General features: G+C 58.2%; 20 protein-coding genes. 11 read left to right on the top strand and 9 right to left on the bottom strand.

What is annotated here, in order from left to right; all coding sequences use genetic code 11:
* Window positions 1-1,033: 1,033 nt before the first annotated feature.
* Both ACYG9Y_RS11430 and ACYG9Y_RS11425 read right to left on the bottom strand, forming a co-directional pair.
* Window positions 1,034-1,237 (bottom strand): hypothetical protein, encoded by a 204-nt coding sequence (locus ACYG9Y_RS11430; protein ID WP_023738756.1) that lies wholly within the window; start codon window positions 1,235-1,237, stop codon window positions 1,034-1,036.
* 59 nt (window positions 1,238-1,296) lie between these two features.
* Window positions 1,297-1,638 carry a hypothetical protein gene (locus ACYG9Y_RS11425; RefSeq protein WP_023738757.1) on the bottom strand — a complete coding sequence of 114 codons (342 nt, stop codon included), beginning with the start codon at window positions 1,636-1,638 and terminating at the stop codon, window positions 1,297-1,299.
* 359 nt (window positions 1,639-1,997) lie between these two features.
* Between ACYG9Y_RS11425 and ACYG9Y_RS11420 the strand changes: the two genes are divergently transcribed.
* Entirely contained in the window at window positions 1,998-2,696 is a 699-nt protein-coding gene (locus ACYG9Y_RS11420; RefSeq protein WP_156929784.1) for a hypothetical protein, read from the top strand.
* Window positions 2,697-3,775: 1,079 nt separating this feature from the next.
* Here the strand turns inward: ACYG9Y_RS11420 and ACYG9Y_RS11415 are convergent.
* Entirely contained in the window at window positions 3,776-3,967 is a 192-nt protein-coding gene (locus ACYG9Y_RS11415) for a hypothetical protein (protein WP_023738762.1), read from the bottom strand.
* 1,411 nt (window positions 3,968-5,378) lie between these two features.
* On the opposite strand from ACYG9Y_RS11415, the gene ACYG9Y_RS11410 reads away from it, so the two are divergent.
* Window positions 5,379-5,513, top strand: coding sequence for a DUF768 domain-containing protein (locus tag ACYG9Y_RS11410; protein ID WP_023738764.1), 135 nt, complete (start codon window positions 5,379-5,381; stop codon window positions 5,511-5,513).
* A 188-nt stretch (window positions 5,514-5,701) separates the two neighbouring features.
* Here ACYG9Y_RS11410 and ACYG9Y_RS11405 read toward each other — a convergent pair whose 3' ends face one another.
* The gene (locus tag ACYG9Y_RS11405) at window positions 5,702-5,887 is read right to left on the bottom strand and encodes a hypothetical protein (RefSeq protein ID WP_023738765.1); all 186 of its coding nucleotides are present in this window, start codon (window positions 5,885-5,887) and stop codon (window positions 5,702-5,704) included.
* 295 nt (window positions 5,888-6,182) lie between these two features.
* Here ACYG9Y_RS11405 and ACYG9Y_RS11400 point away from each other — a divergent pair, with 295 nt between their 5' ends.
* Together ACYG9Y_RS11400 and ACYG9Y_RS11395 are read left to right on the top strand one after the other, a co-directional pair.
* Window positions 6,183-6,425 (top strand): hypothetical protein, encoded by a 243-nt coding sequence (locus ACYG9Y_RS11400; protein WP_023738766.1) that lies wholly within the window; start codon window positions 6,183-6,185, stop codon window positions 6,423-6,425.
* A gap of 90 nt (window positions 6,426-6,515) precedes the next feature.
* A complete protein-coding gene (locus tag ACYG9Y_RS11395) occupies window positions 6,516-6,833 on the top strand; it encodes a hypothetical protein (protein WP_156929785.1) in 318 nt (105 codons plus the stop codon).
* Window positions 6,834-7,674: 841 nt separating this feature from the next.
* On the opposite strand, the gene ACYG9Y_RS11390 is transcribed toward ACYG9Y_RS11395, so the two are convergent.
* Genes ACYG9Y_RS11390 through ACYG9Y_RS11370 form a run of 5 tightly spaced genes read right to left on the bottom strand, consistent with a single transcriptional unit; the run spans window position 7,675 to window position 12,145 of the window.
* Window positions 7,675-8,205: an A24 family peptidase gene (locus tag ACYG9Y_RS11390; protein WP_023738768.1), complete on the bottom strand. Its 531-nt coding sequence runs from the start codon at window positions 8,203-8,205 to the stop codon at window positions 7,675-7,677.
* A 9-nt stretch (window positions 8,206-8,214) separates the two neighbouring features.
* A complete protein-coding gene (locus tag ACYG9Y_RS11385) occupies window positions 8,215-8,769 on the bottom strand; it encodes a tetratricopeptide repeat protein (RefSeq protein WP_023738769.1) in 555 nt (184 codons plus the stop codon).
* 51 nt (window positions 8,770-8,820) lie between these two features.
* The gene (locus ACYG9Y_RS11380; RefSeq protein ID WP_023738770.1) at window positions 8,821-9,771 is read right to left on the bottom strand and encodes a type II secretion system F family protein; all 951 of its coding nucleotides are present in this window, start codon (window positions 9,769-9,771) and stop codon (window positions 8,821-8,823) included.
* Window positions 9,772-9,788: 17 nt separating this feature from the next.
* Window positions 9,789-10,760: a type II secretion system F family protein gene (locus tag ACYG9Y_RS11375; protein ID WP_023738771.1), complete on the bottom strand. Its 972-nt coding sequence runs from the start codon at window positions 10,758-10,760 to the stop codon at window positions 9,789-9,791.
* The gene (locus tag ACYG9Y_RS11370) at window positions 10,760-12,145 is read right to left on the bottom strand and encodes a CpaF family protein (RefSeq protein ID WP_023738772.1); all 1,386 of its coding nucleotides are present in this window, start codon (window positions 12,143-12,145) and stop codon (window positions 10,760-10,762) included. The genes ACYG9Y_RS11375 and ACYG9Y_RS11370 overlap by 1 nt, the downstream gene beginning before the upstream one ends.
* Before the next feature lie 974 nt (window positions 12,146-13,119).
* On the opposite strand from ACYG9Y_RS11370, the gene ACYG9Y_RS11365 reads away from it, so the two are divergent.
* The 7 genes from ACYG9Y_RS11365 to ACYG9Y_RS11335 all read left to right on the top strand — a co-directional run bounded on the left by ACYG9Y_RS11365 (window position 13,120) and on the right by ACYG9Y_RS11335 (window position 19,698).
* Window positions 13,120-13,998, top strand: a complete 879-nt coding sequence (locus ACYG9Y_RS11365; RefSeq protein WP_023738774.1) for a phosphatase PAP2 family protein — start codon at window positions 13,120-13,122, stop codon at window positions 13,996-13,998.
* 468 nt (window positions 13,999-14,466) lie between these two features.
* Window positions 14,467-14,679, top strand: a complete 213-nt coding sequence (locus ACYG9Y_RS11360) for a Flp family type IVb pilin (RefSeq protein ID WP_023738775.1) — start codon at window positions 14,467-14,469, stop codon at window positions 14,677-14,679.
* Window positions 14,680-14,777: 98 nt separating this feature from the next.
* Window positions 14,778-15,806: a Flp pilus assembly protein CpaB gene (cpaB, locus tag ACYG9Y_RS11355; RefSeq protein ID WP_023738776.1), complete on the top strand. Its 1,029-nt coding sequence runs from the start codon at window positions 14,778-14,780 to the stop codon at window positions 15,804-15,806.
* Window positions 15,807-15,855: 49 nt separating this feature from the next.
* Window positions 15,856-17,301: a type II and III secretion system protein family protein gene (locus ACYG9Y_RS11350; protein ID WP_023738777.1), complete on the top strand. Its 1,446-nt coding sequence runs from the start codon at window positions 15,856-15,858 to the stop codon at window positions 17,299-17,301.
* A gap of 4 nt (window positions 17,302-17,305) precedes the next feature.
* A complete protein-coding gene (locus ACYG9Y_RS11345) occupies window positions 17,306-17,575 on the top strand; it encodes a hypothetical protein (RefSeq protein ID WP_245260419.1) in 270 nt (89 codons plus the stop codon).
* 72 nt (window positions 17,576-17,647) lie between these two features.
* On the top strand, window positions 17,648-19,150 hold the full coding sequence (locus tag ACYG9Y_RS11340) for a pilus assembly protein TadG-related protein (protein ID WP_023738779.1): 1,503 nt from the start codon (window positions 17,648-17,650) through the stop codon (window positions 19,148-19,150).
* The gene (locus ACYG9Y_RS11335; RefSeq protein WP_084014311.1) at window positions 19,150-19,698 is read left to right on the top strand and encodes a TadE/TadG family type IV pilus assembly protein; all 549 of its coding nucleotides are present in this window, start codon (window positions 19,150-19,152) and stop codon (window positions 19,696-19,698) included. Before ACYG9Y_RS11340 ends, ACYG9Y_RS11335 begins: the two co-directional genes overlap by 1 nt.
* Window positions 19,699-19,700: the final 2 nt, after the last annotated feature.

Genomic DNA, 19,700 nt, shown 5'->3' with positions numbered 1-19,700 from the left:
CGCCTTGTTCCGGCCATCGCACAGGAAATTCCGAACGACTTCAGCGCAATCGTGTGTCAGAGACTGCCAGCGGCTGTCGCGATCACGACCAGGCAGATCATCCAGGATCAAACGACGCTCAACGACTTCCCCAGGTGATGTTGATACCGAGAGTCATCGTCCGGCACCCTGGGCGGCTCGACCACGACCGAAGCGAACGAGCCGTTCGCGATCGAGGGTGGCGGAGCATAGCGAGGGCTGCGGCCTTGGAGCGGCGAGGGGACTTGCCTACATCGCACATGTCGTCGATATGAAGGTCGATGAGTTCGCCGAAGGCTTCAGGCGCGCTAACAGGGCTTCGGCGTCTCACTGCGATCGACTTGGTGTCGGTGCCCTGGCGCCGCGCAACGTCGCGTTGCAGGAAGGTCTCGCTGACGCAGCGTGTGCGGTAGGTTCTAAGGTTCTGATGTTAAACAGATGCTGAAATATCAAGAGCATAGACTGGCCGTGGCCCCTATGATGATGGGGAAGATAGATTAATAAAATGAGATATTTATGAGGGTTCGTGTGCAAATACTGCACACGCAAGTTCCGCTTCTCTTCTTTTTTCGTTCCTACGAGGGAGCTGCCGAAAGGCGTTTTCGGACCCTCTTTTGCCGACGATACTATCCGCTCCAATGCGAATGCTCACCAGGATGTCCGTGAACCGGATTGTTGTCTGCGGCGTCCAGTTTGCGTCGTCCAGTTTGCCTGGGGTTCCTGGAAGCTTTTCGAACTTTCTGCGTCGCGGGTCAGCCCGAATTGGGCTTGCTTATGGACTCGTTAAGCCTGTGGTCGGGAGGCTCGGACCGCACCGGCCCACGATATCGCGCCGGCGGCGCCGCACCTATTAGATCGCTTATGGCTGGCTGCTGCTCAACAGGGCGAACGTCTACGACGCCCGCCTTCCGCATGAGCCAGGCAGGACACAGTTCCTTCAGTACCGATTTGAGATAGTCGACCATGCAAAGGCAACGCGCGTTGCCGCCTGCCGGTTCCGCCGCCGACTTGGCGCTCACATACCGAGCGTTTGAGTGCTTCCGACAGGTCGAGCCGCCTCAGCGAACAACTCAGCCGCTGCTTGCACCTTATCGGCAGCCTCTTCGACCCGATCGAAGCGCGTCAACACACGACATTGGAGCATCGACAACCGCGCCGCATGGTAAAGCTCGCTGCGCTTGTGACCGTCCAAGTCCAAGGGTTGAAACAGCATCGTCATGGCGAAACCCCTCCCTCCGGTGCCCGGCTCTCGTCGAAGGCCGGGCCGTTAGACTGCGATCAATAGTCGGTGTCATAATCGCTGTTGTCGTCCTGCTGAATGACGACGTGACGGCGGTGATGCATCGGACGGTTGATCGATCCGGTGACCACAAAGTCGCTGGACCGGTGATGATGCCGGCGCCAGGCGCGCTCGCCATTGTCGTAAAGCGCCTGCTCGCCATGATGGCGGCGATGGAGACGGTGTCCGTTCCGATAGATGACCACACGGTCGTTATTGTTGTCGTCCCAATAATGGCGGTGGTGGTGTCGCTGGGTCTGGACGACGATGCCTTCTTCTGCGGACCCGACCGCAGGCGCAGCCAAGCAAAGCGCCAATGCGCCAAGGATGATGGTCTTCATTTCGAGTTCTCCAAAACCTAAAACGCCCTTCGGTAAGGAAACTTTGCTCAACGGCTTTGGTTCCGGCATCGATCGAGACGTGCCCATGAGCACCGTGCGCAAACTCGCAGCGATCAGACGCCAACTCGCGCAAATAGCGGCGCTTGTCGCTGAGATCGAAACGGAGTTCGAGGATCGGAGTTCTGGAGATTGGGTCGAGACGGCGGTTGCCGCCGAGGCTCTCGGCCAGAAGATCGGAAAGGTTTCGGCCGGCGCGTCGGCGGCAGATGGAAAGCCGAGGTGGCGGCTATGCGGGAATATTTTCGGCAAACGTGACATACGCGACGGGACGCATCGCGCTTGCGATGGACATAATGGCAATGAACATCGCTGCCAAGACATCTCGCCCTTCGAAAATGGCCAGCGCGGCTTACTTCAGATCAGCACTGAAGCTCCCGAGACCGACCTCGGAATTCGTCGCGGCGGAAAATGCCTACCGCAAAGAGTCCGGCGCTCGGCGGGGTCTGAGCGGCAGGCTCGAAGCACTGAAGATCGAAGCCAACATCGACAACCCTTCCACGGCGAAGATTCCGACGCCCGGCACCGATTCCTTCAAGGACCAGACCGGCGGCGGCCGGCACTTCGAGAAGATTGGGGTCACCAGTGCGCAGCCGGCCTTTACAACTGCAGGTCCAATCAGCCGGACATGCGCCGATTTCAAAGGCATCACCAGCCAACTGATAGGCGCGAGCATCTCCAATTTCGTGGGGCTGTCGTCCGGCTTTGTGATCTGTTCGGGCTACATCGATGCCATCAACATTAACAACACTGGCGCAGGCAACGCCGCTAACAATGACATCCTGTGGGTGACGACGCTGGTTACAAATGGCACTTCTATCCGGGGGCCCATTGGCCAAGGATCGAATTTCGTGTCGTACCCTTGGCAGGTTCCCAGTACTGCCATTTCGACCGGCGTGCCTGTGGTGACGACATGGCGCCACGAAGGCGGGAGCCTCTATTCTCCGTCAATGGCGGCATCGAGGCGTCCGTGGCGTCGGGTAATACCATCAACGATTTGACGACGCGCAAGATGTGCCTCGGCAAATCGGTTGGCGGCTATCTCGACCGCAAGATTTTTGAGTTGCAACGTTCTCGACGGTACCGAGCGCACCCGAGAGGGACACCGTCATGCCGATTTCATGGCCCACATCGGTGCAGTCTGATGGTTGCGGCAACCTTCTGGCCATGATGTGCAACCAATCGCGATGCGCTAGTTTATGAGTTTGAAGCCTGCGACTAGACCCACGCTGCGTTCAATCTGGGCAGTGTACAGCCCTTTGTTCGCCACGTTGTCCCAGATGTAGAACACGGCGACAGCGGCGAGGATCAACAGAAATATTCGCATGATCTGCGCCTCGGTAACGTGGTTTGCCCACGGCGCCTTAGGCGAGTTGAAGGTTTCGGCCCGAGCCCGCGCGCATCCTCAACACCAGCAGGCGCGTCGCTGCGAATGGCGTCAAAACAATAAGCGCCATCGTGGTGTTGACTAAGAACGACAGCAAACAGATCGAGCTTTGGGCGTAGCAAACGGATTCCATGACGTTCCCCTTTTCCATCGTTACTGGTGGCCTCCGTGCGGCAAGAATGATCCTGGTTCACGAGAAATACAGCAGTTGCTAATACGTTGATATTTCCCCTAGGGTTGGGGCAACGATGCGAAATCGACGCCGGTCAGTTGTTTGGATAGCGATTGCCCTTGTCCTGGCGGCGTTGGCGATCACGGCGGCGATCATTGGCTTTCAGAATGTACGGCGCGCGTCACCGATCATGGTCTCGGCTGTCTCGGCCTTAATAGTGGGGGGCTCGTCCCTGGCCCCACGGTTAAGGCGCCCTCGAAAAACCTTGGTGCTGTTGCTACCGGTCGGGATATCTGGCTCGAAGTCTCATGGAAGTTTTTCGGGGAGTTGCGGACGCTGGATACCGTAACTGTGGGCGACCTTCGGGCAAGGCGCCTGGTGCGCAGTCATGATGTGCCCTCAAGCGCCAATTCCGAGATCTGGTTCATATCAGCCGGCAGCGGCGACATATTGGAAAACACAACGTCGACCGACATCGGGTTCACTTTTGATGGCGGCAACCCGTCTGTCACGGCGCAGATTTACAGAGTGGTTGGAGCTTCCGAGATACCTGCCGCGACAGCTGCAGAAAGCGGCGACAGGATTACCATCACCATTCCAGCCGATGGCATCGCTTTTATCTTGCTCATCGCTTCGGCACCACCTCCGGCTCCATGAGCAATGTCACCGAAGATTTTAGTGCCCTTTGTGAAAAGGATTTCCTTGGCATCCATGCATCAACAAGTTCGACCTCCGCTGAATCGGAGACTGCAACGTTTTCGGGGAAACTCAACGGCAGATTTTGCTGCTGTCGCACTTCAGCCGGCCGCAGCGAGATAGCTAACCAGCCAGCGCCATTCCAAAGCAAACGCCTAGGCCGACAGCGAGGCCAAGGAACAGCTTGGCGGCAGGATCGAGGGCGAACGACTGGGCGCCACACGTCTGAGCGGGGCTCTCTGAGGGCGTTGGCGATATCATCGAACATCCTCTGTTTGTTCCGCTGTCGCCCCATTGGGCAACCTGCACGGTTCGCCCGAAACCGTGCAGGCAGCAAAGGTGGCCTAACGCACCACTCTGAAGCCACTCGACTCCAGCGACGCTAGTGCCGTCTCTGCAAATGTCGCGCAATTGTCCAAAGGATCATTGTTTTCATAGAGCGTGGCTTGATAGGCTGCTGCTATGCTTCAAAAATAGCGGTTAGAACTTGGTCGCGGCCTCTGGCGGCGTCAGCGGCCGGTTCAACAGTCATCTTTGGTGTTTCTGGGTGTTTGCCTTCCATGAAGAACTCGAGGAGCGCCGACACCAGCCACTCGGCGCTGCCCTGTCCAGGGTCCCGCGAGACTCGGCCGGGCTCGCATCACCTCGCCGGTCGGTGCGAGCCCACAATCGCGGCCATCTGGTCCGCTGCTTGAGCTTGGGCTTCATCAGAATGAAGGGCGACATGGTTCATCCGAATGTGGAAATTTGTGTTGGGGGAGGTGAGAATGAGGCTACCAGGAAATGTGTTGGCTGGGAGAACGTCGAGGTGCAGTGCGGTCCGCGAAAGGGATCAATGAGGTTGAATGCACAGAACGTGCCGCCAAGACAGCCAGGTTGAAATCGCTCCGCTTGGCTCAGATCTTGCCACAGGCCGACCCGCACTTTTCATTCAACGAGGAACTCGACTGCTCGGTGCTTGTCGCCGTGCTGGCTCGGGAACCGCATAATTATCCAGAGCGGCCCGAATCCCATTCTTTCCGGCGGCTGCCCCTGCGACGAGGCCTTTGATCTCCTGAAGCAGTCGCCGTTAGGCTTTGTCAACAATCGGCTTTTTTCGCAGTGGCGACCTCCACATGGCTCTCAACAACGCGCACGTGCTCGGCGTCGACAGTCACCAGTTGCCGGAGGCTGACGGTTACCTTGTCGCCGTCGATGCGCGTGACCGGGCCGACTGATTCCATATGCTGGCCGATCACGGCCTTCGAAGTCGAATCGACAACCGAATGCGGAAGTCATAGGAGGGAATCGTCACGCGCGATCGGGTGTCACTCGGCCGCGGGCGGGTGCGGAGAGTTGCTAACAAATGAGCGTCCGTGGCCTGAAGTTTCTCGATAAGTGGGTAGCCGAACAACTGCCCATTGTGGAGACCCCATCTCGGTTGGCGACTTGAAAGACCAGTTGATGACAGCTGCCGAGAAGGCCGGCATTCCTGCCGACGAGATCAACGGCGAGCTTGAAAGCGTCTTCGAATTGATTATCGAAGTGAATCGTCGTGTCGCCGAAAGGGTGGACTTAGCCTGAGGCTTCCCCGACGTGCCGGTCATGTCCTACATGCCGGACTGCCTGACAAGGGGCTCGCTTACCTAACCGGCCAGCGCCACGCCAATGCCATCTCAGAGCAAACGTAGATCGAAACCGCGAATCCGTGAATCCCCGGTTTGTTCTGGTCATGGCTTCTGCGCCGGTCCGGTCACACAGCGCTGGTGCGTTCACCCCTCCGGCTGGGTAGGGTCCGGTTCTTGGTCCCGCTCTCGTTGTTTTTCGAGGAACAGCTTGGCGAGTTCGCCCCACTCAGGATGATCCGTGGTTTTATGCTCTTCTACGAACTCGAGGAAAGCCTTGCGCAAAGCGTCAAGGTCGAAAACCCCAAGATGCTCGCCCATACCGTCGTCCATGCCCGCGCCTCTCAAAGGTATTAGCTTGTCCTCTCGTTTGAGCCTTCAAGAGGGATTCCCTGAGTTTCGGCTTGGGGAGCGCCTACATGGTTAATTGCGTGATCGCTAATATGATTATATCTTAGGCAGCGCGGGGGCTGTATCTTCCCGCGCGGTGGCCGGTGCGGCCCCCACACCAAAGACTGGAGCGGCCATTTCTATGGATGGGTAGCGCTAACCGATGCGACATCATGCTGCAGCGATATTTTAGAATCAGCTAATTGCGCAATCGCTAAATTAATGAAATGCGTTAGGAATGTATTTTCCACAGTTTCTGGTCGGCATGTCTGCCACTGCGATCATTGTGGCGATCTGGACCTACATCGAAGCCGGTTCAATTTGGACCGCGCTCGGCTGTGCGGTCCTTGCGCTGATCGTTCTGCAAGTCGGGTACGCCGGGCTGGTCGTTTGCTTGATATACTGGCGCTCATCGGAAGCGGCTGACTCGACTAGTCGAATTTCGGTCGCGGCTCAAGAGAACGTCGACGGCATCTCATAGCCCGCGACCGTCTCGGCACGGTCACGTGGCCCTGGGGCAGCAGTTTTGCCTCGCAGTGCCGCCAGCAAGTGGGCCTACAACGTGTTTGCGGTGACAGACACCTACCCCGAGCTTAGGGCTGAAAGCCTTATCATTGATCCAGACGCGGAACTGGAGGACGGGTGCGTTGTGGTCGCCATGTTTGGAGGCGGTCATCCGCAAACCATGACCTGGCGCAACAATCACGGGCGAGGCTATGGGGGCCGCTTTGCCGCCAAGGGAAGTCTGCACGAGACGTTCCTTCTCGATTGCCTGGTGTGCGGACGAGGGCCATCTTCTTGCATTCGCATCCTCGGCCGGGTGTTCGGCGACCGGCGGCGCTTCCCGCGATACAGAACCTGGAACGATCCAAGTTTAATTCTCGATTAATGTGGCTCGCTGCCTCACGGTGGCGGGCTTTTTTGTTGCTCAGCTCCAACGTCTCGACGCCGGGCTGCGGAACGCAAACGTCGTGATCTCGTCACGGGAAATCCCGATGTCACTGAGCATGTCGTCTGGTGACGCGCTCAACTCGTCCGTTGCCTTCAACAGCGCGTTCTGCTCGGCTCGATGACGGACCCAATCGGCAAGAGGACCAACTGCGACAAGAGGAAGATTCACAAGCATAGGAAGGTTCACAAGCATCGGACCACTCCCTTTACCCCTGCAGGAAACTGCACGTAGCCTACGCCGATACGTCGGTGCGTCTGTGACAAACCTCACAGATCGATCCGAACGGGCAAAAACTGCCCGGATGCCTGACGGTGGCGGGCTTTTTATATATTAGCAATGCATAAAATTCGAGAAGGTTCATGGCATGGTTGTTAGCAAACTCGCTGCTATCGTGCGACGCAGGTCTCGGTGGATGGTGTGCTGGAATGCGCGGGGCTGGATGGATCAGGGGTCTGATGGAAGCTGACGCTCGCGATCTGCGGAGCGAGATCAGTCGGCTCCAAATAGACTTGATCGCTGCCGCCAACTCTCAGGGCAAATCCAGGCTGCATGACGTCGCGCACACACTGCGATGCCAGAAGGCGCGGCTGGAACGTCTGGAGGAGTGCCTCGCTTCAATGACGTCGAATGTCCGGCCAGAGGCATCCGCAACCCCGCCCCATGAAGGCCGGCCGTAAACGGCAGCTCATCATTTCCGAAAGAGAACCCGCTGCCTCACGGTGGCGGGCTTTTTATTGCTCAGCCCCTTGCCGGCGTGGAATAGCTAGCCCGTTGCGCATCAGAGGAAATTCTCAATACCGCCATAGCCCGTTACTCGGCTGACGATGTGGAATACGATCGAGCAGATCGCCGCGATTGAGATCGGCACGCCGAACGGCACAACACCCTTGCGATCGAGATGCTCGGCGTAAAGGCGAAAGGCACCGGCAGGCAGCATGAAGGGATTCTTCACGATCAAGGCCGTGCCCAGGGCGAAAACCAGCAGCAGCAGGGAAAACACGACGAGATCGGTTCCGCCGATAACGAACGGAATGACTGCCATCAGCTTGACATCGCCGGCGCCGACCTTGCGCAAGGCCCAGAACGGGAAGAGCGCAAGAAATAGCACGAGGCCGGCTAGCGCGCTCAGGCCCATGTCCCACCACGATCCCAAGAGAATCGACAGGAACTGCAGCGATCCCAGCCCGATGCACAAAAGCAGCACCACATCACGATTGGAAATTTTCTGGGTCGTGAAGTCCAGCCATGCAATCCTCGCGAGAAGCGGGAGGGCGAGCGCCTTTAGCAGCAGCGACGCGGCAAGCAGCATGTTGGGGCTCTACCGCTCGATGTTCTGCACGCTGGACGACAGGAGCTTCAGATTGTTGACCACGGTCGGGTCGTTGGGCGCCAGTTCGTAGGCCTTGAGGAAATTCGCGCGTGCGTCCTGCAGCTTGCCGCGCAGCAAATAGGAATAGCCGACATTGTTGTAATATTCAGGCGTCGCCCCAACCAGCCTGAAGGCGCGGCCATAGGCCCGGTCGGCGAGGTCGAAACGATGAATTCGGTCGCAGGAGGCGGCCAGTCCCATCCAGGCGCCACCATCATTGGGGGCCAGTTGCGTCGCCTTGAAGAACAAGGCACCGGCATTGCCGTAATTTTCCGCGCGGAACTGGTTCTTGGCCTCGGCGACGGCCTGGTCCGAAGCGTAATATTCGACATCACCGACCGTCTTCAGTCCGTCGAACGCATCGCCGAAGGACGTGACATCACCTTTCGATGGTTCGTTGGTGCGAACGACACCATCGGTGCCGTCAGCCCCGTTCGTCTGGCAGCCAGCAAGCATGACGGCCAGCAAACTGGCGGCCGTTGCAAGGCGCATTGGCCTTCTCATCTTCTCTCCCGAGAGTCTCAGACTCTATTTAGAACCAAAGCATATACGACTTTAGAAGAAAACGCCCCTCATGCGAATGATCACAGGCAATAGGATGACCATGAGCACAACGGGAAAGACACAGAGTCCCAACGGGATCATCATTTTGACCGGCAAGGAATTGGCGCGTTCCTCGGCGCGAAAGATCCGCGCGCTTCGCATCTCGTCGCTATAAACTCGCAAAGCTTCGGTCAGGCTGGTGCCAAGTTCCTCTGACTGCCTGAAAAGCACAGCCAAAGTCCGCGCCTCATCAAGTCCCAGGCGGTCGGCGAGTTCACGCAGCGCATCCCGCATCGGCTTGCCGGCGCGCATTTGCAAATTCATGATCGAAAGCTGAATACCCAGCCATTTATGGGTGCCGGCCAGTTCTTGGCTGACGCGCTCGACAGCCGCCTCCAAACTCATGCCGGCGTCGGCGCAGGTGATCATCATGTCCATGAAGTCGGGAAAGCCGCGTTGGTAAACCTGCTTTTGCCCCCTCTCGAAGCGATCCAGCATAACGCTTGGAATCACCAGGCAGGCGAGACCGAACAGAGCGGATCCGATGAAAGCTAGGAAACTCGGCACGGTGGGCGGCAGGACCCGAGACAAAATCGCGTAGCAAGCCAGGAAGCCAAAACACACCACGCCAAGTCGCGACAACGTATAGAGCAGCGGCGAACTGGCTTTATAGAAACCAGCACGGAAAAGCTTGGCTTCCAATGCATTCGGCTCTCCGCGCGCTTTCTCGACAGAGCGGAAATAGGCTTCGATCGGACGCTGGGCAGCGATCCTCGCGAGCTTCTCCTGTCCCAGCAAAGACCGGCGGTCAGCAATGCCTTCGGCAATAAGGCTCTGCGCCACCAGCTTTCGCGTCTGCAGCGCCGGAAGAAAGATGAGCGCTCCAAAAAGGAACAGGGCCACCGCGGTCAAAAACACCGCAATGGAGATCAAAAAACTCAGGTCCTGCATGTTCGCGAACAAATCTGTGCTTCGCCCCGTTAGATATCGAAGTTGACCATTCGATACATCATGTAGTCGCCCAACAGCGCCCAGCCCGCTGAAATTGTCATCGCCGGCAACATAAGCGGATTGTTCCAGACGGTGCCATAGTAGGAGGGCGCGGTGACCTGAAGCGCCAGGAACATCACCACGGGAAACAAGGATATGATCCAGGCCGACATTCGGCCTTCCGCCGTAAGCGCTTTGATCTTCAAGCGCAGTTTTTGCCGTTCACGCAGGACCGACGCAAGATTTCCCAGAATTTCGGTGAGATTGCCGCCGGTCTTGGATTGGATAGAGAGTGAGACCGACAGCAAATGCAAACCCTCGAAGCCGACCCGCTCCGACAACTTCCGTACCGCCTGCTCAAGGCTGAGACCGAAAGTGATCTCGTCGGACACGATGCCGAATTCGGTTCCGAGCGGGTCGGGCATCTCACGTGCGACCAAGCTGATTGCCACCGATGCCGGATGACCGGCCCTCAGCGACCGTACGATCATGTCAAGAGCGTCAGGAAGTTGCTGGGCGAATTTGCGGATTCGCCTGTTGCGCGCTCGCCGTAGAACCAGCAAGGGCAGCACGAAGCCGATGACGAAAAAGGCCACAATCCCCAGAACCACCGGCAGGGCGGTCAGTAACCAGAGGAGAAGCCCTGCAACCGCTCCCGCTAACAGAAAGATTGTTGCGAAGAGGATTGGATTCCCCGTGGTACCCGACTGCGTATAAAGCCTGTTTAAGCCTACTGCTCCGAAAAGGTAGTCGCCGGTGTTGGTCAGGCCTCGCTCGAGCAAAAGACCTTGCAGTGTCTGTTCTGCCGGCCCCTCCTCTTCGAGCCGCTTTAGTCGGCGATTGATAACTCCGACCCTTGCATACCGCGCGGAATACGACACGTAGAGAGACTCGACCGCTAGGATCACCGAGGCGGCTGCCAATACGTAGACGAAATAAAGCAGGGTCTGTCCGGTCAGCATCACAGCGCAACCTGCGGATTGAATGCATCCTTAGCGAAATGATGTCCCAGCGTAGCCGCTTCCGTGGCAAAGCGCGGTCGGACACCCGTTGCCCGAAAATCTCCGATGATGGTGCCGTCGGCTGCGACGTCACGCCGGACAAAATGATAGATTTCCTGGAGCTGGACGACATTGCCTTCCATGCCGGTCAGTTCGGATACGGAGACAACCCGCCTGCCGCCATCGGAAAGACGCTGCGTCTGCACGATGATGTCGATGGCGGATGCGATCTGTGCCCGGATGGCATCATGGGTCATCGGCATTCCGGCCATGCCGACCATCTGTTCCAGGCGCGATATCGCATCTCGCGGCGTGTTTGCATGGATGGTGGTCATCGACCCCTCATGGCCGGTGTTCATGGCCTGCAGCATGTCAAAGGCTTCTTCGCCACGCACCTCGCCGACGATGATGCGGTCGGGTCGCATGCGCAGTGCATTCTTGAGCAGCTCGCGCTGGCGAACCTCACCCTTGCCCTCGGTATTGGGTGGGCGCGTCTCCAGCCGGCCGACATGCGGCTGCTGCAATTGCAGTTCAGCTGCATCCTCAATGGTGATCAAGCGCTCCTTCGAAGGGATGTAGCTGGACAACGCGTTGAGCAAGGTCGTCTTGCCGCTGCCGGTGCCGCCCGAAACCAGGATGGATTTGCGCGACTGCACGGCGATCCGGAGCAAGTCGATCATGGGGGGACGGATCGAGTTGAATGCCATCAGGCGTTCGAGCGAGTAGGGATTTTTTGAGAACTTTCGAATCGAGACCAGCGGGCCATCCACCGAGATCGGCCGCACCGCGATGTTGACGCGCGACCCGTCTGCCAGGCGGGCGTCGACCATCGGCGCGGATTCATCGACACGGCGGCCGATCGCCGAAACGATCTTGTTGATGATGCGCAGCAGATGCGCCTCGTCACGAAAACGAATCGGAGTTTCCTCGATCACGCCGCGCCGCTCAATGAAGACTCGGTTGTGCGTGTTGATCAGGATATCAGCGATGGAGTCGTCCTTGAGCAGCGGTTCGATTGGCCCCAGGCCAAGCATCTCGTCGGCGGTGTCGCTGGTCAATTGATCAAGTTCACGTGCATTCAGCGGCACGTTTCGAATGCGGACAAATTCCCGCACGATCGGCCTGATTTCGTTGAGGATCTCGTCCTTGGTTGCCGTTTCGAGCGCGGCCAGATTGAAGCGGTCGATCAGATGGCGGTGGATCTCGACCTTGAGCGTCAGGAAATCGTCGCCATGTTGTTCAAAGTCTGGCGCCGGGATCGGTGTCGAATTTGACACCGTCACAGCGATCAGTGGCGGCGCTTCTGCCCGCGGCTCATTTGGTCCTTTGATAAAGCGGCCCAACATCGCTCAAGCCCCCCTGAAATTCCCCAGGATCAGAAACTAAGCGTTAACCAAGAGAGGCACAAGCGCCGAGCGAGGCGGTGGACGCTTATTACTTACAACATAGTTAAAGCCGGTGCGCAAAAAAATCGATTTTGTTGCAACGCTGCGCTCGGCCGCCATCACGAACCACCCCCGACTATTCGACATCACGGAATATTTCACATCGCAACGAACGGCATACAAGCGGGAGATGGTCGTAAGCCACTAGATATAAATGAATATGCTGATTCGCTAAATTGACTCGCTTTTCGCCGTAGATGCGGTCACATGGTGAATGAAAGGTTCACGGTGCTTGAAAAAAAAGCCAAATCAAGCTCTCGCTAGAGTTGAATTGGCCCCGGAACTCAATATTCAGGTATTTGAAGGCCAACAAACAGTTAATCGGTTTGACTTTGCTTTTTCGTACGACCTAGGCTCCGGGTGATGCCGGGATGCATGAGTATGGATTTCATCCTTGGCCCGTCTCTTGGCAACAATGTAGCGGACGCCGAAACCGCCATCAGTCCGCGGGAAAACAGCCGGCGCAGATGTGATTGTACGCCGCCGCCTCGGAGATCGACGCCACATATCATTAACCGGGGACCGCTAATGTATCCGCGAACGGGGGCGTCCAATGTTCGATAGGCAGATAGTCCTGATAGTCCTTGCAGGCGCGATTATCGGATCGTCGGCGGTCGGCATTGAACGCTATGTGACAACACCGGCCAAGTCGCAGGCTGTCACCTATGACCCACCACCGCTTCCAATGATCAAGAAGAAGCCAGTCCGAAAATGGAAATGGCGCCTGACTTAGCGGACACTCCGCAATCCGTCCCCGCCTCGCCCCATCTGCCAAACTGGCATGCATTGCCCTGCTGTATGCCGCAGTCGCGGCATGCCTCTTCCCGCGATCGTACCTTTCGGCTTTCGGCGACACTCGCCTGGTACTCTACTACTTGCTTCTGCCGCCGATGATGCTTGTTGGGCTAGCCGTCGCCGGAATGATCAACAGGCCCAAATCTCCTCTCAGCTTCGTACGCGAGAAGCTGGTTTCGCGCGGCATCGGGGCCATCTCGACCATCGCTATCTTCATGGTATGCGTCGCGGCTTTCACGGCCTACAAGCACGACCTGTCCGGCATGGTCACTTTCTTTGCCGATCCATGGCTTGCCGGGGTCGACGCGGCCATTCATTTTGGCGATCCCTGGCGATGGACTCGATCGGTGCCGGTCCCCGCTCCGATCGATAGGGTGCTCTACATACTCTATTCCCAGTTCTGGATCATACAGGTTGCAATGGTTGTCCTGCTTGCGGCCTGGCTGGAGCGGCCCGACGCACGTCAAAGATATTTCGTCGCGTTGATGACCATGGCCATCGTGCTGGGTCTCTGCCTCCGAGTTTTAGGTTCGTCGGCTGGGCCTATCTTCTATGACCGGATTTTTGCTGGATCGCGCTTCGTCGATCTGATGTCAGCGTTGAAAGACAGCAACGCCGGCCCAGATACCCTGAAAATCAGCGACTATCTCTACGCTTCCTACACGACCAATCGAGCCGTGGTCGGCAGCGGCATATCGGCAATGCCGAGCTTTCATGTGGCAATCGTCACCTTGAATGCCCTGTTCCTTTGGAGCCTCAACCGTTGGGTTGGCGCCGCGGCGTGGGCATACGCCGCCGTGATCATGTTCGGGTCCGTCTATTTCGGCTGGCACTACGCCGTCGACGGCTATGTCTCGATTTTGGCCACCTTGCTGATATGGCGCCTGGCAGGCCATGTTCGTTCAGCTGATCCCGACGCGCGACGTCTCAAAGCCGAGCCAGCAAGCCCATATCGATAGAACTAAGGGGGTAGGCCGCAGGACACAATGGCGCATCCCGTTACTTTGCCGAAATTAAAGAGCCAGACCAAAAAAAATCGTTTTATTTTGAAACTCTGCATGTGCAAGCAGACGCCGGCCTCAACTCACGAAACATTTCCCATCGTGACAAGCGCTGTGGCGCCGAATGAGTGCCATAAGCCCTTAGATATAAAGGATTATGCATCTTAGCTAATATAAGGGCCCGTTTACCCGGGGTGTGGCATAATTGTGAACGAATGGTTAAAGCGGCTTGAAAAATTAATCGAATCAAGCTCTTGTCCGAATTGAAGCCGCTCAGATTCAGGTATTGGAAGGTAAACGAATTGTTAATCTGTTTGACTCTGCTTTTTCGCGGGACCTACGATTGAGGTGACGGGGGATGCTTGGGTATGGGGTTCATCCTTGGCTCTGTCTCGTCGGGTTCAACTCCAAAGGGGAGAAATTGACATGAAGAAGCTCATGACGATGGCCCGGCAGTTCCGCGACGACGACAACGGCGCTGCTATGGTCGAATATTCCATCCTGGTCGGCATTATCGCCACCGCGTCTATTCTGATCATCGTCGGCATCGGTTTGTGGGTGACCGGACGTTTCACCGCTCTCTGCGTTGGTCTGAATGCTGGACCTGGCAGTTGCGCCGTGGGTGGCTCGGGTAGCTGATCACTCGCGCTCTCCTCAGGCCCGGACAGGGGGTCCGGGCCTGAGATTTAGCCGCCGGACAAGGCGGCTGAGCAACAAGCCTTCCTGGGGTTGGGGTCATGCGCGCAAATACAATCATAATGATCATTCTCGCCGGCGTGTTCGGCGTGCTGGCGGTTGTGCTCGCCAACATCTGGCTGGCCAACCAGCGCAGTGCCATTGCAAAGACAGGCGATGTCCCTCGCGATACGGTCGTCGTGGCGTCAGTGGCGCTGAAGTTTGGTGACACACTGTCCGCCGACAAATTGCGCGAGGTCGCGTGGCCGACGGGCGCGGTTCCGACTGGCGCCTTCAAGACAACAAAGGACCTGCTGGCCGGAGAAGGTTCGAAGCAGGCGCTGCAGGCGATCGGCGTCAACGAACCAATTCTCGCCACCAAGATCACCGGCCCCGGCCAGCGCGCCACGCTTTCGGCAGTGCTCGGCGAAGGCATGAAAGCCGTTTCCATCAGGGTCAACGACGTGCTTGGCGTTGCCGGATTCGTCTTCCCCGGCGACCGTGTCGATGTCTTGCTGACACGCACGGTGCGCAATGCCGACGGTGTGGACCAGAGTTTTGTCGACGTATTGTTGCAGAGCATGAAGGTGCTCGCCGTCGACCAGGTCGCCGATGAGAGCAAGGACAGCCCCACGGTCGTCAAAGCCGTAACGCTTGAAGTCAGCACCAAGGATGCACAGAAGCTTACCTTGGCCGCCGGCGCCGGGCAATTGTCACTGGCGTTGCGCCAAGCAGCCGCGAGCAAGGGCGAGACGACCGAACGCGTCACGGTATCGGACCTGACTGCCGAAACGCCGGCAGACGTCGCAGCCAGGCAGGCCGAACTCGACAGGAAGGCCGCAGCCGATGCCGCGGCCGCCGCGGACCGTAAGCGCGCGGACGACAAGATTGCCGGGTTGGCACAGGCCGTGGAGAGAGTCGGAAGCCAGCTCGACCAGTTGAGCAAGGTCAAGCCGGTCGTCGCGGCGGCCCCGCAGGAGGTCGCCAAGGAAGTGGTCAAGTATGTTCAGCCGGAGCCGCCAAAGCTGGCGACGGTCGGGGTCTTTCGGGGTGTGAAGCTCGAATCCTATGAAGTGCCGCGACAGAGATAACAATGCGCGGCGCATTGGAGCTGCTATCGGCTGCAGTGGGGAGATACGGATGCAAGGGTTTCGGGTAAGGATAGTGGCGGCCGCGCTGTCCTGTTTGGCTGCGCTGCTGACCTCCAGCCTTGGGGCTGAAGCAGCCGACCGTTACATCGACGTATCGAACCCCAGCGTCCATCGCATCTTCCTGCCGATGTCACAGTCGGTGACGCTCCAGGTGAGCGCCAATCTGGGCGATATCGTCGTCGGCGACGAGAAGATCGCCGATGCTCAGCCGATGACCGATCGCACGCTCTATGTCATCGGCAAGGGCGCCGGCACCACCACGGTCAATCTCTTCTCCCCTGAGAAGCGCTCACTCGGCGTCATCCAGATCGAAGTCGGCGTTGACGTCAGCGACATGGCGCAAGCGATCCGGCAGGTGGCGCCTCGGGCGCGCATCGAGATCGGTTCGATCAACGGCAAGGTCAGGCTCGGCGGCCATGTCAAGGACGGCGCCACGCTGGCATCCATCATGGAAGTGGCGCAGCAATATGGTCCCGACGCCATCATCAATTCCGTCATTGTGGATGATAGCCAGCAGGTCAATCTCGAGGTCCGCGTGCTGGAAGCCAAGCGCAATGCCGGAAGGGATCTTGGCGTGTCGATCAAAAGCACGAATGGCAGCGGCACAACCCGTACAGGAACGGGCATCGCCGCCGCCGACAAAGATAACGTAGTGCTTGGCCCGGGCGGTCTGCTCAGCGGTCTACTGTCGACCAGCAATCCCTTCGCAGCGTTGATCACCCGCGTCATTGACAGCAACATCAAGGTCGACCTGATCATTGAAGCGCTTGAGGCCAAGGGGGTTGTGCGCACGCTGGCTGAACCCAATCTCACCACCTTGTCCGGTGAGCCAGCCAGCTTCAACGCCGGCGGCGAAGTGCCTATCCGTGTCGTCGGGAATGATGGCCAGATAACCATCACGTACAAGCAATTCGGCGTTAATTTACTGTTCACGCCGGTCGTACTCGACGACGGCAAGATCCATATGAAGCTGGCGCCGGAAGTGAGTGACCTCACGGGTTTCACCACCGCCGGCGACCCGATCTTCACCAACCGCAAGCTCGATACCGTCGTCGAACTGCGCGATGGCCAGAGCTTCGCGGTCGGCGGGCTGCTGTCGAGCAAGACCATCAAGCTGCAAAACCAGGTGCCGTGGCTCGGCCAGGTTCCGGTCATCGGGACGCTGTTCCGCAATTCGAGCAACCAGAAGGAAGAGACCGAACTGGTCGTCATCGTCACGCCGCATGTCGTGCGGCCGGTGAAGCCCGGCGAACAGCTGGCGACGCCGTTCGACAAGACACGGCCGGCCAACGATCCGGAATTCTTCGTGCTCGGCCAGCTTGAGGTGAACAAGGATATGATCCGAAAATACGAAACGGGCGACGGAGTGACCGGCCCCTATGGCCACATGCTGGACTTCAAATCGAAGGACAAGATGCTCTATGTCAAGAAATAGCGTCGTGATCCTCATTCTGTGCGCCGGAGCACTATCGGGCTGCGCCGCCGACTATCTGAACCACTACGACACGGTGACCCTGGCCGCCGGCGATACGCAGAAATACAATTCGCTGCTGCAGACGGTCGATCCGTTCAATCCGAACGCGAAGAACACACATATCGAAGGTGACGGCACGCGGGGTGCGCTTGTTGCGCGCAACTACAAATTTCCGCCGCCACCGCCGCCACCGCCAGCGATTACGGTGAATGTCGGCACGCCGACCACGAACTAAACAGAAGGATGCGGTTTTATACGCGCCAGACGAACGAGGGGTTCTGGGGCCAGGGGAGCTAAGAGTAACGCCATGTTGCGAATTGTTCGCGCGTTCTGGCACGATCAGAGGGGTATAGCACTCATCCTGGTCAGCATCATGTTGCCGGCGATCGTCGGCTTCTCGCTGTTGGTGATCGACGCGAGCCGGGTCAACAATCTCCACAATGATCTGCAGAAGGCGGCTGACGCCTTTTCGTTGGCTGGGGCCGCAGAGCTCGATGGCCTGCCTGGTTCCTGGGCAAGAGCCGAGCGCGCCATGGCGACGCTGGTCGACAATGAAAGCAATTTCTCGAATTCGGGCCGGTTCACCCTGACCTCCGGGCAACCGGGAGGAGCGCTCAGATGCAACAATTCAGGGAACATCTCCTGGTGTTTCCTGAAGGCAATCCCCGCCGCCGACGGTACGAAGATAACGACGGCCAACCAGGCAACTTATCTTGCCAATTCCGATCCTGCCATTGGCGAAGATGAGACCAAATTCATTCAAGTCACGGTCGCACCGACCGGCTTCAGCGCCTTTTTCCCGGTCTCGTTCCTGTCGAGTTCGGCGAGCGGTTCATTCAGTGTCGGTGCAGTTTCCGTCGCGGGCTTCACGTCGGGTGTTTGCGAGTACACGCCCGTTTTCATGTGCAATCCGTATGAGGATACAAGCATCACCGGCGGCGTCACGCTGGAGCAGGCAGCGCAAACCAGGCAATACCGTCGTCGCCAGATCAAGCTGCGCGGAGACGGGTCTTACTTTCCAGGCAATTTCGCTTTCCTGGCTTCGCCTTTCGGCAACGGCGCCAGTCAGCTCGAAAGGATGCTAGCCGACTCCAAGCCACAGAATTGTTATTCGCGCGATGGCGTCGACACGGAACCGGGACAGAATTCCGGTCCGGTGAAAGATGGCATCAACTCGCGCTTCGGCATCGACGCGTCATCGTTCTCGGACGGGCCTGGGGTCAATGTGCGCAAGGGTGCCATAAACTGGGATCAATTTGTCAAGGACAACAAGGTCGACTACCAAACAGACCCGACCAAAGGCATCGGGCTGGAGCGCGACTCGTGTCAGATCGCCGGCAACTGCACCTTGATGGGTGGCCGCATGGGCGCCGGCGACTGGAACTTCGCGCGCTACTGGGCCGCCAATCATCCGACACGCACCGTGCCGGCGGCTTTGTCCGGCACTGGCGCCGATCTCCCGACGCGGTATGAAGTGTATCGCTACGAGATCGACAACAACGTCGTTTCGGACGCGTCCGTTGGCGGCGAAAAAGGCACGCCTCCTGCCGGGGCCGGCACCCCGATCTCAATCCCCGACCGCCGGTTGCTTTATGGCGCAATCCTGGACTGCAATGCGCTCAAGGCGTCGGGCATGAATTTCAGCGGCCGCCAGACGGGCATTCCGGCCAGGAGATTTGCCAGCTTCTTTATTACAGAGCCGATCATCGACGGTAAGGATATCATGGTGGAACTCGTCGACATCACAGGCAGGGGCGGTAGCGGTACGCTCGACAACTACCTGCGCGACGAAGCCCAGCTTTACCGGTGATGGCGATGATCAGCCTCCTGTTCCGTCACCTCGACAGATTTCGACGCGACCGGCGTGGTACCGCACTTGTCGAAATGGCATTGATCGCGCCGGTGCTGCTGCTTCTGTCGGCGGGCGTGTTCGAATTCGGCAACCTGATCCATGACAAACTGCTGATGGAGGCAGGACTTTCGGACGCAGCCCGCTTCGGCGCGCGCTGCAACAGCAAGATGTACACCGATGCTGGGCTTGCGGCGATCAACTGCGCCGACATCGCTGCCAACATAGCGGTCTTCGGCAATGCGGGAGGCACAGGCAACCCGCGCATCAGTGGCTGGCAGAAATCTGGGGGCGCATCCAACAACGCGACGGTGACAATTGCTGCTATCGCTGACTGTCATGACGCCGTCGTTGCCGGCGTCACCGAATACCGCTCCACTGTTGCGCAGGTCTGCATCGTCAGGGCTACAGCATCCTATCCCTATAGCGACATCGGTATGCTGTCGCTGTTTGGCCTCGGCCCGATCACTTTGGGAGGATTTCACGAGGAGCGGTTGATCCGGTTCTGAAG

The organism is Mesorhizobium sp. W050, from assembly GCF_054719535.1.
This window is presented reverse-complemented; position numbering and strand designations above follow the sequence as displayed.